The following is a 13,037-nucleotide window of genomic DNA, read 5'->3' as shown; positions in this document are numbered from 1 at the left end:
TGAATTTCTGCAAATTAAACAGTGTCTTTTTGAAAAAAGAAAAAGACTCCCTTTGTATTTTCATCGAAACTGCTTACATTTTACCATAGGAGCGGCAGCCCCTTCAAATCAGGACCGTTTTTAATGATCTCTCGCCGCGATTAAATCACAGAGGTCATGCAGCAATTCTTTCTGAAGAGAAAGGCCGCTGATGATCTGTTTCGCCTCGCTGATATGATACGCAAGCTTTTCTTTCGCGCCTTCAAGCGTTAAAAGCGACGGATACGTTGATTTTTCGTTCGACGTGTCTGAGCCGACCGGTTTGCCGATCCTCTCCTCATGCCCTTCAATATCAAGGATGTCGTCTCTGATTTGAAATCCGATGCCAATATGGCTGCTGAACAAACGGAGCTTTTCGACTTCATCCTCCGGTGCATCTGCCAAAATGGCGCCCGCCGTCACGGAAAAACCGAGGAGCTTGGCCGTTTTCCGCTCGTGGATGGATTCCAGCTCCTCAAGCGTTATCCGCTTTTGTTCCGCTTCCATGTCGGCAGCCTGCCCGCCGACCATTCCTTCCGTTCCTGCCGCGCTGATCAGCTCATCGACGAGACGGAGCCGTTTTTCTGCTGAAACCGCCTCAGACACGTGGGATGTGATCAATTTAAAGCTTTCTGTCAGAAGCCCGTCTCCGGCCAATACGGCTGCCGCTTCTCCGAAGACTTTATGGTTTGTGGGCTTTCCCCGGCGCAGATCATCATCGTCCATGCAAGGCAGATCATCATGTATTAAAGAATACGTATGAATCATTTCGACAGCGCATCCGACCGGAATCCCATCTTTTTCATCTTTTCCGTAAGCATTCAGAACGGCTAAGACGACGAGGGGGCGCAGCCTCTTTCCGCCCGCTTCCAAAGAATACAGCATAGATTTTTTGAGGGTTTCCGGCATCGCAAGCCGTTCTGTATACAAAGAAAGCTGCTGTTCAATCAGTTGTTTGCGCGATGCTAAAAATGCGTCCAGTTTATTTGTCACCTTCGTCTTCCTCCTGAACGCTGAAAGGTGCAAGTTCTCCGTTATCTTTTAAAATAAAGTCCATTTGCTTTTCGACATGCTGAAGCTTTTCATGGCACATTTTTGAAAGGGCCATCCCTTCCTGAAAATAATTAATCGCCTGCTCCAGCGGCACGTCTCCTTCTTCAAGCTTTGCCACAATGCCTTCAAGGCCTTTCATCGCCTCTTCAAATGTCAGCTCTTCACTTTTTTTGGTTTCTGTCATTTTCGTTCGCCTCTCTTTTGCAATACTTCACACGTCAGAACGCCGTCTGTCATCTTTACTTCAAGCGTATCATTTTGTTCCACTTGATCAACGCTTTTGATCAGCTCTTTGTCTTTATAGGCCAGACTGTATCCTCTCTCCATCACCTGAAGGGGACTTAATGCATTCAGTTTACCAAGAACCGTCTGAAACTGCGAATGAAGCTGCTTCAGCTGGACATTCATGCTTCGGGCGAGCTGATTTGAGCGCTCCTCGTACCGTTTTTTCGCCTGTTTCAGCTGGGTTTCAGGGTGGAGCGCCGTTAATCTGTACGTATTCCGCTCCAGCTGCCTTTGTTTCCTGTCCGTAAGCCCTGTGAGCTGTGATTGGAACTGCTGATACAAAAGGTCAAACTGCTGTTCCTTTTGGGTATACAATCGTTTCGGAAAACGGAACGCGTAGGATGACTGGAGCGATTGAACCCGTTCTTTTTTCTTGCTGATATGCTGCTGCATCGCTCTTGTCAGGCGGACTTCCGCCGTTTTTGTCCGTTCCATTAAGTCCGTCGTGTGGGGGACGGCGATTTCTGCCGCTCCTGTCGGCGTTGCCGCCCGGATATCCGCGACGAAATCACTGATTGTAAAATCTGTTTCATGTCCGACGGCTGATATAATCGGAATGGCGGAAGCAAAAATCGCCCGGGCCACGATTTCTTCGTTAAATGCCCACAATTCTTCGATCGAACCCCCTCCCCTTCCGACGATCAGGACGTCACACATTTTTTGTGCATTGGCTTCTTCAATGCGCTTCACAATCGATCTGCTGGCATTTTCACCTTGAACGAGCGCGGGAAGCACAATGACTTTCACAAGGGGGTATCTTCTTTTGAGTGTGGTAATGACGTCTCTGACGGCTGCTCCCGTCGGTGACGTGACGACCCCGATCGTAGCCGGAAAAGCGGGGATGGCCTGCTTATGCCGGTCATCAAACAACCCTTCGCCGGCAAGTTTTTTCTTTAATTCTTCATATGCTAAGTAGAGCGCCCCCACACCGTCCGGCTGCATTTCTTTCGCGTACAGCTGATAGCTTCCGCTCGGTTCATAGACGGAGATACCGCCTCTTACGATGACCTTCATTCCGTCTTCGGGCTTAAACGCAAGCCTCGAACTTTGCCTCTGAAACATGACGGCCTGCATGCGGGCATGCTCATCTTTTAATGTAAAATAAATGTGGCCTCTCGTATGAATTTTAACATTGGAGAGCTCACCCTTAATCCAAATGTCTTCAAGATGAGGGTCCACATCGAATTTTCGTTTAATGTATTTGGTCAGCGCGGAAACCGTGACATATGCCGCTTCACTCACATCCTGCACTCCTTTCATAAAGGCTTTTTGCCCTAAACTAAGAAAACCCGCTCTGGCTGAAAGGAGCCTTAAGAAGCGGGTATCGTGCTCATTGTCACACTTTTTGTGACTGTCTCCGGTTATCTATGATAACGTACGTCTGGCAGATTTAACAGTATTATGCGCAAGCATTGTGATGGTCATCGGACCTACTCCGCCCGGCACCGGCGTAATGAAAGATGCTTTTTCTTTCGCTTCATCAAACTGAACGTCTCCGCAGAGTTTTCCGCTTTCGAGACGGTTGACGCCGACATCAATGACAATGGCGCCCTCTTTGATTTGATCGGCTTTGATGAAATTCGCTTTACCGACCGCTACCACAAGAATATCTGCTTTTTTCGTATGCTCAGACATATTTTTCGTGCGGGAATGGCAATATGTGACGGTCGCGTTTTCGTTCAGCAGCAGCTGGCCGACCGGTTTTCCGACAATATTGCTTCGTCCGACTACAACAACTTCTTTGCCGGAAAGATCTACGTTCGTCTTTTTCAATAACTCGACAATTCCGTGCGGCGTGCATGGAAGAAATGTATCTTCGCCAAGCAGCATTTTCCCGACGTTGAGAGGGTGGAAACCGTCAACATCCTTATCAGGGGAGATCCGCTCGATTACGGCTTTTTCAGAAATATGATCCGGGAGCGGCAGCTGGACGAGAATGCCGTGGAATTCCGGATTTTGATTATACTGATCAATCACTGTTAAAAGCTCCGCCTCGGTTAAGCTTGAGTCAAAGCGGTCAAGCTTAAATTTCATTCCCATTGTTTCAGCGGCTTTTTTCTTGCCTGTCACATATGAAACAGAAGCGGGATCGTCTCCGATTAAAATGACCGCCAAGCCAGGCACTACGCCTTGTGCTTTCAGCTCTTCTACTTCTTTTGCCAATTGTTCGCGTTTTTCTTTAGCCGTTTCTTTTCCGTCGATGATTGTTGCAGTCATTTTCTTTCCTCCTATGATTCGATATCAGTTTTAATGTTAGAAAGAACCCCGTTTACGAATTTTGCAGCTTTATCGTCGCCGAACCGTTTTGCCAGCTCGATTGCTTCGTTTAATGACACGTTAGCAGGAATGTCGTCAGAATAAACCATTTCATACACCGCCAGACGCAGGACCGCGCGGTCTACGTTTGCAATCCGGTCAAGCTTCCAATTGACGAGATGGCCGGAAATCATTTCATCAAGCTGAACCTGATGTTCGATCACTCCGTACACCAGCTGTTCAAAGAAGGCATCTGTTTTTTCACCATCGAGCGCGTGCTCAATGGCATCGTTCGGTGCAATATCGCTGACATCAATCTGAAAAAGTGCCTGCAAAGCTTTTTCTCTAGCTGTTCTTCTTTTCATTTTCTTTCTCCTTCAGATCCGCTTTATCCGCTTGTCGTTAAGCTTAAAGAGATCATAACATATTTTTTTCTCAATCGCATGTCGAAATTTAGGTTTTTTCACCCTAATGCCGAATATTTTCACAAACCGTATTAATTTCATTCGGATTTCACAGCATGAAGAAACTCGGCTGCCGTTTGTAAGCCGGCTTTCTTCATGCCTGAAATGACGGGAAACGTATAAAAAACCAAAGGGCTGCCCATCCCCTTGGTTTTTATACGCTCATTACATTTCTTCGTCGATTTCGACTTCTTGGGCTTTCGTGTCAAATTGAATGCCGACGATATGAATATTGATTTCATTAATGGTAAGAGACGTCATGTTTAATAAGGTTTGTCGGATATTCTCCTGAACGCTTGCCGCCACTTTCGGGATCGAGATCCCGAATTGAACGACGCAATAGACGTCGATGGTAATCCCGTCATCGGCTAAATCGACCTTTACGCCTTTGCCGTGATTGATTTTGCCGAAGCGTTCTACGACGCCCGTGGCGAAATTGCCGCGCATTTCAGCAACTCCTTCAACTTCGGAAGCGGCGATGCCGGCAATGACTTCAATGACCTCAGGAGCAATTTCAACCTTGCCTAAATGAGCCTCATCATGATCCATTTTAAGCACACTGTTGTCTTCCATTCAATTCACCTCCCGCAAAAATTATGAGCCCATTACATCATATGTTTCTAAAAACTTTGTATTAAACTCTCCGCTGACAAATGTTTCGTGTTCAAGCAGTTTCAAATGGAACGGAATCGTCGTTTCAATACCTTCAATCACGAATTCGCTCAGCGCGCGTTTCATCCGTGCGACTGCCTCATCACGCGTTGTTCCGTATGTGATGACTTTAGCAATCATACTGTCATAGTACGGCGGGATCGAATAGCCGGGATATGCGGCTGAATCCACGCGTACGCCAAGTCCGCCCGGCGGCAGGTACATGTTAATTTTACCGGGTGAAGGCATGAAGTTTTTCGCAGGATTTTCAGCGTTGATGCGGCATTCAATCGCCCAGCCGTTAAATTCAACGTCTTCCTGTCTGAGCGAAAGCTCCTGTCCGGATGCCACTTTGATCTGTTCTTTGATCAGATCCGTTCCCGTCACCATTTCTGTGACAGGGTGCTCTACTTGAATACGCGTGTTCATTTCCATGAAGTAGTAGCGCTGTTCTCTGTAGTCATAGATGAATTCTACTGTGCCGGCTCCCGTGTAACCGACGGCCTTAGCTGCTTTTACCGCTGCTTCGCCCATCTGCTCCCTGATTTCAGAATCAAGCGCAGGTGACGGTGACTCTTCAAGAAGTTTTTGCAGACGTCTTTGGATAGAACAGTCACGCTCTCCGAGATGGATCGTGTTTCCGTAATTATCCGCAAGCACCTGAATTTCAACATGGCGGAAATCTTCGATGTACTTCTCGATGTACACACCCGGATTTCCGAATGCCGTAGCGGCTTCCTGCTGGGTAATCTCAATGCCTTTGATCAGTTCTTCTTCTGTGCGTGCGACCCGGATGCCTTTTCCGCCTCCGCCCGCAGTGGCTTTTATAATGACAGGATACCCAATTTCACCTGCAAGCGAAACCGCTTCTTCCGTATTTTTTATGATTCCTTTTGAACCGGGCACAATCGGCACGCCCGCCAGCTGCATCGTGTCGCGCGCGATATCTTTTGTTCCCATTTTTGAAATGGCGTCAGCCGTAGGGCCGACAAACGTTACGTTTAATTCCTCGCACAGCTCGGCAAAGTCGGCGTTTTCAGCTAAAAACCCGTATCCCGGATGAATCGCATCCGTGCCGGTCAGCTTTGCGACGCTGACGATGTTCGTTACATTTAAATAGCTTTCTTTTGATGTTTTCGGCCCGATACAAAAAGCCTCATCGGCCATTTGGACATGCAGGGCGTCTTTATCTGCCTCAGAATAAACGGCTACAGTTTCAATGCCCAGCTCTTTGCAGGCCCGGATGATTCTGACGGCGATTTCTCCTCGGTTGGCGATCAATAGCTTTTTAATCATAATAGCAGGTCTCCTTACTCAGCTTTTACAAGAAATAGAGGTTGTCCGTATTCGACCAGCTGGCCGTTTTCAACTAACACTTCAACGATTTCTCCTTTTACTTCGGCTTCAATCTCGTTAAAGAGTTTCATTGCTTCTACGATACAAACAACTGTATTTTCGCTCACTTTTGAACCTTGGTTTACGTAAGGGCCGGCTTCCGGTGATGAAGAAGCATAAAACGTTCCGACCATCGGAGACGTAATTTTGTGCAGGTTTTCGTCTTGTTTCGGCGCTTCCTGAGCAGGAGCGGCTTCACGCGCTTCCGGTTTTGCAGCCTGCGGAGCAGGTGCGTAAGCGGCGGGAACGGCTTGGGCTTGTCCCGTTACATTCACTGCCGGCGCTTCATTTTTTTTCAGTTTCAGGCTTACGCCTTCAATTTCGTAAACAAGTTCGTCGATGGAAGATTCATCGATTCTTTTTATCAGTTCATGAATTTCGTTGATTTTTAACATCAGTTCCACTCCTATGTATAAAAAATAGAAATTTATGGGTTGCTACTAAAAGTACATACTATGTTTATCTTACAGGAGCGCTTGTGTAAATTCAACACTGATCTAAAATGACATCAGAAAAGCCCGCAGCGGGTGCGGGCGGTTCAGGTCTCTTACTTTGTCGGTTCAAACGTGACGGCGACGTCTTTCATCGTCTTGATTTCTTTTTCCACCAGGTCAATGATAGCGGAAGCTTTTGCGTTTGAATGTTTGTCAGACATGACGGTAATGTTGATTTTGTCTCCTTCAGCATCCACGAGCGCATCTTTGTAGCCTTGTGTTTTAATCAGCGTTTCCAGCTGTTTTTCCGTCCCTTCAGCATTGCTCAGCGCCGTCATTTTATCGTAGGCTTCGCTTTTTTCCTTTGCGGTCGCATCATCGCTTGAAACAATGCTGTTTAACTGTTCCCTTTCTTTGCTTCTCGCGTCTTCAAGCTCCATGCGGTATGCGGTAAATAAGTTTTCATCAGCTGTTTCTGTGGCGACCGATCCGTCTTTGTCCGATGCTTCGGCTGATGTTTCTTTATCCTCTTTTGTGCCTTTAGAATCTTTCGTTCCTTTTGTGCCGTCTTCTTTTTCCGTACCGCTTCCGCTCTTATCTTTCGTTTCAGGAGCCGGCGTTTTTTCAGTGGCGACTTCTCCGCTGCTTTTTTCGCTTTTCATCTGCACGGCATTTTTGCTTTCCGGCGACATAATATAATAAACACTTAATACCACGACGAGACTGAGCATTGTTAAAAGCCAAACCGTTTGTTTTTTCAGCATGATTTATGAATCCTCCTTGATTTTTTTAGGGGCAACCGCTACACGGTAGCTCGGAACATCGAGCACCCTTGTGACGGCATCAATGATGGTTTTTTTTATTTGAACGTTGTCCACTCCCTGAGCGACAACGAGTACACCGCGGATATCGGGCTTTTTCGTCTGGACGACGACCGGGGTTTCCTGGTCCCCGTTTCGAATCATGACAATTTGTTCTTCAGAGGTTTGATCGGTTACGCTTCTTTTGCCGCCTTCTTTATCGGTTTCTTCAGTAGTGGTGTCTTTTTTCGTTTTATTTTTCTCAAACACTTTCAAAGATGTTGCGTCTACGTTTACGACAATTGAGACATCCTCCACGCCGATAATCGTTTCAAGGATTTCTTTCAGCTGGTTTTCATAGTCTCTTTCGTAATCATCGATCGTGGTTTTTGCGCTGCCGTCTTTCGATGCCTTAAAAACGGGTGCGCTTTTTTGCCCGCTTTTGTCTTCCGTTCGGCCGGACATGACGGTCTGCGCCGTTTGGTCCTTCCCGGTTTTCTCCGGTGAAGAGAACAGCTGGCTGACCAGCATAAAAGATACCCCGAGCACAAACACGAACAGAAAGTAATGATATTTTGTCAGTTTTGGTTTTTCTCCGTCTTTCGCCTGTCCGATCATCAGCTGTTTTTTGAGTATGGTCCATAGTCCGTTTTTATTCATGGTCGTTTTTCTCCCCGCCTTCCATATAAACCGTAATTTTCTCACTGCCGATTTCCCATATATCCGCAAGTTTTTCTTTGATGTCTGCGGCCTCTTTTTTGTCGGCTGCGCCTTCCGGTTCGTATTTGCGGTCTGTGCGGATGTCGATCGGTGCGACGGTTTGCACGGTTTTTTCAGAAGATGGGGCCATATACACGCTGATCGTTTTTACATCTTCTTCTGAACGAACCTGTTCTTCCGCTGTAAGGCGGATGTCGTCTATTTTGTATTCGTCATGACTGAACATCTCCTCCGCTTTCTTTTTTAGTTGGACAGCCATTTCTTCTAAAACATATGCGCGGTTTGATGCTTGTATTTCTTTTTTTTCTGATTTGATTTGATTTTTTATATCAGCGGATTGAGATTGCTCTTGTTTTGTCAAATAATCGAAGATGATTTCCGGGTCTGTTTTGAAAAGTTTGAATATCGGGTTGAGCATGACAATGATTAACAGCAGGCTGACAACCATCTTTGCGTATTTTTGCATACTGGAGCTGGGCAGCAGCATGTCGATGACGATGGCGAATAAGATAAATAAAATAATGCTTGTCAGCCATTCTGTTAAAAAGCTCATATCCAATGGGCCTCCTTTATTTCATCATCATGGTGAGGTTGCCTGCTGTAATAATGACTGTGATGCTGAGGAAAAACATGAGAGAGACGATGGCGAGCGCCGCGAAAATATACAGTACGCTTCTGCTGATGACGCCGAGGCACGTAATGACGGGCCCGCCTCCGAGCGGCTGCAGAATAGCGGCCGCGAGCTTATAAATAAAAGCGAGCGAGAGCACTTTGATCGCCGGAAACGCGGAGATGCAGATCAAAATTCCGACTCCGAGGATTCCCACGGTGTTTTTTAATAGGAGCGAGGCGCTGATGACCGTATCCGTCGCATCCGTAAACATCCGGCCGAGCACGGGAATAAAATTGCCTGTTATAAATTTTGCAGTCCTGAGCGTAATCCCGTCCGTCACGGCAGCCGAAGCCCCCTGTACGGAGATGACGCCGAGAAACACGGTGAGGAATACGGCAAGCGCGCCGATCGCGATATTTCTGAGCAGATTGGCAAGCTGCGTGACTTTATATTGATCCGTCATCGTGCTGACGATGCTTAAAATCGCTGACAGGAAGATAAGCGGCATGACAATGTTTTGAATGAGAAGGCCGCTCGTATTCATCAGAAATAAAATAACGGGGTGAAAAAAAGCTGCGGAGACGGCTCCCCCGGAAGACGCCAAAAGCGCGAGTAAAAGCGGGATAAGCGCGAGAATGAAGCTTGTCATCGTCTGGATCGCTTCACTGGCATAATTGACAGCAACATGAAAGCTGTTTAAAGCGAGAATAATCAGCACCATGTAGACGATTGCATAAGCCACTTTGCTGACGGTGCTCTGCTGGAACGCATTTTGCAGGAGCTGCAGAATGACACAAAAAATGGTGAGAAGAATCAAAGTTCCCAGAAGCTTTCCGTTTGCGAGCACTTCATGAAACAAGTATGAAAATAAAGCCTTCAGCCATGCCTCCGGTGAGAACGTTTTTTCTCCGTTAATAAAGTCGATGATGCTTCCCTTTTGGCTTTCAGGCAGAAGACCGCCGTATTCCGTCATGATGTCGTCCCAAAACTTTCCGATGCCTTCTGTTTTCAGCGCTTCGGCCTGCTTTTTCGCCACTTCATCAGCGGATTCTTGGTGAACTGCGGTTTCCTGCGACGCACCGTCTGTTCCGGCAGCTTGTACACATTCAGTCTGAAAAAATAAGAGGATGAACAAAAAAGCTCCCGCCCACCGAAAGCGCTTCATTTTTTGTGCCCCCCTTTCCATTTTATTTATGATCAAGAAGGAATAAGTCCGAGAATCGTTTCAATAATGACGGTGAGTATCGGCACGGCCATTACCAGTATCAAAATTTTTCCGGCCAGCTCTATTTTCGAAGCAATCGCTCCCTGGCCCGCATCCTTTGTAAGCTGCGCTCCGAATTCAGCGATGTAGGCGATGCCGATAATTTTTAAAATGGTTTCCACATAGACCATATTGACATTTGCATTGACGGCTATTTTTTCTATCATTCTGATAATGTCGTAAATCTGGTCGATGAGATAAAGAAAGATCACGCAGCCGCTGAAGACGACAATCATAAACGCGAAAGTCGGTTTCTGTTCTTTTACGATCAGGGAGAGAAATGTGGCGATCAGGCCTAAACCTACAATTTGAACAATCTCAATCTGTAAGCCCCCCTATCCTTGGAATAGAAACACAGCTTTGATCTTTTTGAACAGGTCATCGACAATCGTCGCCACCATAAATAAAATATAGATAAAGCCAAGCAGCGTCACCCACTGGGCGTATTCTTTTTTTCCCATTTGATCAAGTATGGTGTGCAGAAACGCAACCACGATACCGACTCCGGCGATTTGAAAAATGACATTTACGTCGACTCCCATTTTATGTTTGCTCCCCTCATGTTTACATCAATAGAAGAATAAGTAACAGTCCGGCTAAAAATCCTAAGCTTTTCACCATTTTTTCATTTTTCGCCTGCGCCCGTCCGGCATCCGCTTCCGCCGCTTCCAAATGTGTAAGCGCAAGCTTGATATGTTTCTGCTGAGAAACACGGTCATGGAGCCCGAGCGTCTCTCCGAATTGCTTCAGCACATCATATTCGCTTTTTTTCATCGCCATGGAAGACCAGTTATGTTTCAAGCTCTGTTCCCAAGCCGTTTTGGCGGAATCGCTTCCCTGCTCAAGCCTTCTGCTGAAAGCTTGAAACAATAACGATACAGGTTTGGAAAGCTGTGCGGCAATTTGTCCCGAGGCGGTATGCAGCGGTGTATGCCCGAACATGATTTCCGCTTCAAGCGATTGGAGCGCCGCGCGCAGCTGACGGATCTGCCTCGGCCTTTCAATATACATTTTGGCGATCTCAAATCCGGTCCAAGTCGTCGCTGTCAGAATAAACACGGCACCCAAAAGCTTCAGCATGTCATCACGCTTTCAGCATGCGGAACAGGTTCCCCGTCCTTTCCGTACATCCTGCTGATCGTTCCCGGACCGCGGCGCCTTGACAGTTCAACATACCGGTCAAACACGTTTTCCTCCCAAAGCATTTTCAGCGACGGCCTCTTTACCAAGTCTTTCATGTCCCACCCGTGCGCAGATACGATAACGGATACGCCCGCATGGAGCGCCTCCAGCAGCGCTTGTGAGTCTTCCATTCTCCCGATTTCATCCACAATTATGACATCAGGACTCATAGAGCGGATCATCATCATCAGCCCTTCCGCCTTCGGACAGGCATCAAGGACATCGATTCTGCGGCCGAAACTGTGCTGGGGAATGCCCCGCAGGCAGCCGGCAATTTCCGACCGTTCATCTACGATACCTGTTTTTTTTGCAGGAATGCGTTTTGATCCGGTGCTGGAAAGCCGGGCCAAATCACGAAGCAAGGTCGTTTTCCCCGTTTGCGGAGGACCGATGATCAGCGTGTTCAGCCAGTTTTCTTTCCATAAGAAAGGAATGAGCGGTTCTGCGATCCCCAGCTTCTCCCGGGCGATTCGGATATTAAAAGAAGTAATATCCCGGAGTCCTTTGACGGCTCCGTTTTCGACGATGACTCTTCCGGCCAGCCCCACACGGTGGCCTCCTCTGATTGTGATGTATCCTTTTTTCAGCTCTTCTTCCAGCGTGTACATACTGTAATTGCTGAGCCGGCTGAGGATCAGCTGTGCGTCGCCGGCCGTGCACACATATGACAAATACAAAGGTTGTCCTTTTTGGATCAGTTCAACCGGCCTGTCGACGCGGATTCTGATTTCTTCTGTATCCCGCCTCGCTTCTTCGGGCACGGCGGAGATGGCATCTCTCAATAATGCAGGGAGAACCTCTGTAATCTCATTCAATAGAGTCTCCTCCTTTTTTACCGATTGGCTTCTTTAAAATGTATGATCCGGGACAGACTTTATGACACCCCGGCCCTCTATTTATGCACACCGGCCAAAATCAGCACCACTCCCGCAAAAATCAATATTAACTTTGCATATGAGAGCTGTCCGGCAATCTGATAAATGCCGATCGTCATTGTGATGATAAAGATCAGCGGGCCGACGATTGCCAAAATACTATTCACCACAACCGCTTTTCTGATGTCGTTTGTCAAAAGCATGATAATAGCGGCCGATAATTCAATGAGCGAGGACAAAACTCGTAAACCGGCCATCGTTAAAACAGTAGAATTGATTGAACCAAACAAAAATTTCATTGCAATCCCCCAACTTCAAGCATTTTGTTACACTATATGCTCTAGCTGACGGAAGTAGTCTCACTATTTTCATATAAAAGAAAGATTTGATGCAGAACGCAAAAAAAGCCTGCCCCGTAAAAGGAGCAGACTCCGAATTTCTTTAACTACGCTCTTGACACGTAAGAACCGTCTGATGTATTTACAACAAGCGTATCGCCTTCGTTCACGAAGAACGGTACGTTTACGACAAGACCTGTTTCCGTTTTGGCAGGTTTTGTGCCGCCTGACGCCGTGTCGCCTTTAATTCCCGGCTCTGTTTCAACAACTTTCAGTTCAACTGTGTTCGGCAGTTCAATACCGAGCGTTTCAGACTGATACATCATGATGTGCACAGACATATTTTCCAGAAGATATTTTAATTCTTCTTCGATTTGGTTTTCATTCAATTCAAGCTGTTCATATGAGCTTGTATCCATGAACACGTGCTGATCGCCGTTGGCATAAAGATACTGCATCGTTTTTGTTTCGATTTGCGCTTTCGCGACTTTTTCACCTGCACGGAATGTTTTCTCCTGAATAGCGCCCGTGCGCAGGTTACGCAATTTAGAACGGACAAATGCCGCTCCTTTTCCCGGCTTTACGTGCTGGAAGTCAACGACGCGCCAAATGCCGCCGTCTACTTCAATCGTTAGTCCTGTACGAAAATCGTTAACTGAAATCATGTTTGATGTCCTCCTATATTCCGA

At 46.9% G+C, this 13,037-nt stretch carries 18 protein-coding genes; all 18 read right to left on the bottom strand.

Going from position 1 to position 13,037, the window contains the following annotated elements:
• Positions 1 to 120: 120 nt before the first annotated feature.
• A complete protein-coding gene (locus K3G25_RS06155; RefSeq protein ID WP_007408353.1) occupies positions 121 to 1,011 on the bottom strand; it encodes a polyprenyl synthetase family protein in 891 nt (296 codons plus the stop codon).
• Positions 1,001 to 1,255, bottom strand: a complete 255-nt coding sequence (locus K3G25_RS06150) for an exodeoxyribonuclease VII small subunit (RefSeq protein ID WP_007408352.1) — start codon at positions 1,253 to 1,255, stop codon at positions 1,001 to 1,003. Before K3G25_RS06150 ends, K3G25_RS06155 begins: the two co-directional genes overlap by 11 nt.
• On the bottom strand, positions 1,252 to 2,598 hold the full coding sequence (xseA, locus tag K3G25_RS06145; RefSeq protein WP_003153166.1) for an exodeoxyribonuclease VII large subunit: 1,347 nt from the start codon (positions 2,596 to 2,598) through the stop codon (positions 1,252 to 1,254). Before xseA ends, K3G25_RS06150 begins: the two co-directional genes overlap by 4 nt.
• A gap of 123 nt (positions 2,599 to 2,721) precedes the next feature.
• A complete protein-coding gene (gene folD, locus K3G25_RS06140; RefSeq protein WP_007408350.1) occupies positions 2,722 to 3,573 on the bottom strand; it encodes a bifunctional methylenetetrahydrofolate dehydrogenase/methenyltetrahydrofolate cyclohydrolase FolD in 852 nt (283 codons plus the stop codon).
• 11 nt (positions 3,574 to 3,584) lie between these two features.
• The gene (gene nusB, locus K3G25_RS06135) at positions 3,585 to 3,977 is read right to left on the bottom strand and encodes a transcription antitermination factor NusB (protein ID WP_029973885.1); all 393 of its coding nucleotides are present in this window, start codon (positions 3,975 to 3,977) and stop codon (positions 3,585 to 3,587) included.
• A gap of 264 nt (positions 3,978 to 4,241) precedes the next feature.
• Positions 4,242 to 4,649, bottom strand: coding sequence for an Asp23/Gls24 family envelope stress response protein (locus K3G25_RS06130; protein ID WP_003153156.1), 408 nt, complete (start codon positions 4,647 to 4,649; stop codon positions 4,242 to 4,244).
• Between the two features lie 21 nt (positions 4,650 to 4,670).
• Entirely contained in the window at positions 4,671 to 6,023 is a 1,353-nt protein-coding gene (accC, locus tag K3G25_RS06125; protein ID WP_007408348.1) for an acetyl-CoA carboxylase biotin carboxylase subunit, read from the bottom strand.
• Positions 6,024 to 6,037: 14 nt separating this feature from the next.
• Positions 6,038 to 6,517, bottom strand: a complete 480-nt coding sequence (gene accB, locus K3G25_RS06120; RefSeq protein WP_128496716.1) for an acetyl-CoA carboxylase biotin carboxyl carrier protein — start codon at positions 6,515 to 6,517, stop codon at positions 6,038 to 6,040.
• Positions 6,518 to 6,669: 152 nt separating this feature from the next.
• On the bottom strand, positions 6,670 to 7,320 hold the full coding sequence (locus tag K3G25_RS06115) for a SpoIIIAH-like family protein (protein WP_007408346.1): 651 nt from the start codon (positions 7,318 to 7,320) through the stop codon (positions 6,670 to 6,672).
• 3 nt (positions 7,321 to 7,323) lie between these two features.
• On the bottom strand, positions 7,324 to 8,016 hold the full coding sequence (gene spoIIIAG, locus K3G25_RS06110) for a stage III sporulation protein AG (protein WP_014418358.1): 693 nt from the start codon (positions 8,014 to 8,016) through the stop codon (positions 7,324 to 7,326).
• Entirely contained in the window at positions 8,009 to 8,629 is a 621-nt protein-coding gene (gene spoIIIAF, locus K3G25_RS06105) for a stage III sporulation protein AF (RefSeq protein ID WP_029973883.1), read from the bottom strand. Before spoIIIAF ends, spoIIIAG begins: the two co-directional genes overlap by 8 nt.
• 16 nt (positions 8,630 to 8,645) lie before the next feature.
• Entirely contained in the window at positions 8,646 to 9,854 is a 1,209-nt protein-coding gene (gene spoIIIAE, locus K3G25_RS06100) for a stage III sporulation protein AE (protein ID WP_003153145.1), read from the bottom strand.
• A gap of 32 nt (positions 9,855 to 9,886) precedes the next feature.
• The gene (gene spoIIIAD / locus K3G25_RS06095; protein ID WP_071392571.1) at positions 9,887 to 10,276 is read right to left on the bottom strand and encodes a stage III sporulation protein AD; all 390 of its coding nucleotides are present in this window, start codon (positions 10,274 to 10,276) and stop codon (positions 9,887 to 9,889) included.
• A gap of 12 nt (positions 10,277 to 10,288) precedes the next feature.
• Positions 10,289 to 10,495: a stage III sporulation protein AC gene (gene spoIIIAC / locus K3G25_RS06090; protein WP_003153142.1), complete on the bottom strand. Its 207-nt coding sequence runs from the start codon at positions 10,493 to 10,495 to the stop codon at positions 10,289 to 10,291.
• 22 nt (positions 10,496 to 10,517) lie between these two features.
• Complete coding sequence (gene spoIIIAB / locus K3G25_RS06085) at positions 10,518 to 11,033, bottom strand: stage III sporulation protein SpoIIIAB (RefSeq protein ID WP_007408343.1); 516 nt, start codon at positions 11,031 to 11,033, stop codon at positions 10,518 to 10,520.
• A complete protein-coding gene (gene spoIIIAA / locus K3G25_RS06080; protein ID WP_017418128.1) occupies positions 11,027 to 11,950 on the bottom strand; it encodes a stage III sporulation protein AA in 924 nt (307 codons plus the stop codon). The genes spoIIIAB and spoIIIAA overlap by 7 nt, the downstream gene beginning before the upstream one ends.
• 77 nt (positions 11,951 to 12,027) lie before the next feature.
• On the bottom strand, positions 12,028 to 12,309 hold the full coding sequence (locus K3G25_RS06075; RefSeq protein WP_003153124.1) for a YqhV family protein: 282 nt from the start codon (positions 12,307 to 12,309) through the stop codon (positions 12,028 to 12,030).
• 146 nt (positions 12,310 to 12,455) lie between these two features.
• On the bottom strand, positions 12,456 to 13,013 hold the full coding sequence (gene efp, locus K3G25_RS06070; protein WP_003153123.1) for an elongation factor P: 558 nt from the start codon (positions 13,011 to 13,013) through the stop codon (positions 12,456 to 12,458).
• Positions 13,014 to 13,037 lie beyond the last annotated feature (24 nt).

This window comes from Bacillus sp. FCW2, from assembly GCF_021228595.1.
GTDB classification, from domain to species: domain Bacteria; phylum Bacillota; class Bacilli; order Bacillales; family Bacillaceae; genus Bacillus; species Bacillus velezensis.
Note: the sequence above shows the minus strand (reverse complement) of the source record. Positions and strands in the feature narration are given on the sequence as shown.

Coding starts and splice junctions, on each gene's coding strand:
- spoIIIAB (WP_007408343.1), bottom strand. CDS start 11,033: ATGCTGAAGCTTTTGGGTGCCGTGTTTATTCTGACAGCGACGACTTGG.
- spoIIIAE (WP_003153145.1), bottom strand. CDS start 9,854: ATGAAGCGCTTTCGGTGGGCGGGAGCTTTTTTGTTCATCCTCTTATTT.
- spoIIIAF (WP_029973883.1), bottom strand. CDS start 8,629: ATGAGCTTTTTAACAGAATGGCTGACAAGCATTATTTTATTTATCTTA.
- efp (WP_003153123.1), bottom strand. CDS start 13,013: ATGATTTCAGTTAACGATTTTCGTACAGGACTAACGATTGAAGTAGAC.
- spoIIIAG (WP_014418358.1), bottom strand. CDS start 8,016: ATGAATAAAAACGGACTATGGACCATACTCAAAAAACAGCTGATGATC.
- nusB (WP_029973885.1), bottom strand. CDS start 3,977: ATGAAAAGAAGAACAGCTAGAGAAAAAGCTTTGCAGGCACTTTTTCAG.
- accC (WP_007408348.1), bottom strand. CDS start 6,023: ATGATTAAAAAGCTATTGATCGCCAACCGAGGAGAAATCGCCGTCAGA.
- K3G25_RS06115 (WP_007408346.1), bottom strand. CDS start 7,320: ATGCTGAAAAAACAAACGGTTTGGCTTTTAACAATGCTCAGTCTCGTC.
- K3G25_RS06150 (WP_007408352.1), bottom strand. CDS start 1,255: ATGACAGAAACCAAAAAAAGTGAAGAGCTGACATTTGAAGAGGCGATG.
- K3G25_RS06130 (WP_003153156.1), bottom strand. CDS start 4,649: ATGGAAGACAACAGTGTGCTTAAAATGGATCATGATGAGGCTCATTTA.
- folD (WP_007408350.1), bottom strand. CDS start 3,573: ATGACTGCAACAATCATCGACGGAAAAGAAACGGCTAAAGAAAAACGC.
- K3G25_RS06075 (WP_003153124.1), bottom strand. CDS start 12,309: ATGAAATTTTTGTTTGGTTCAATCAATTCTACTGTTTTAACGATGGCC.
- spoIIIAC (WP_003153142.1), bottom strand. CDS start 10,495: ATGGGAGTCGACGTAAATGTCATTTTTCAAATCGCCGGAGTCGGTATC.
- accB (WP_128496716.1), bottom strand. CDS start 6,517: ATGTTAAAAATCAACGAAATTCATGAACTGATAAAAAGAATCGATGAA.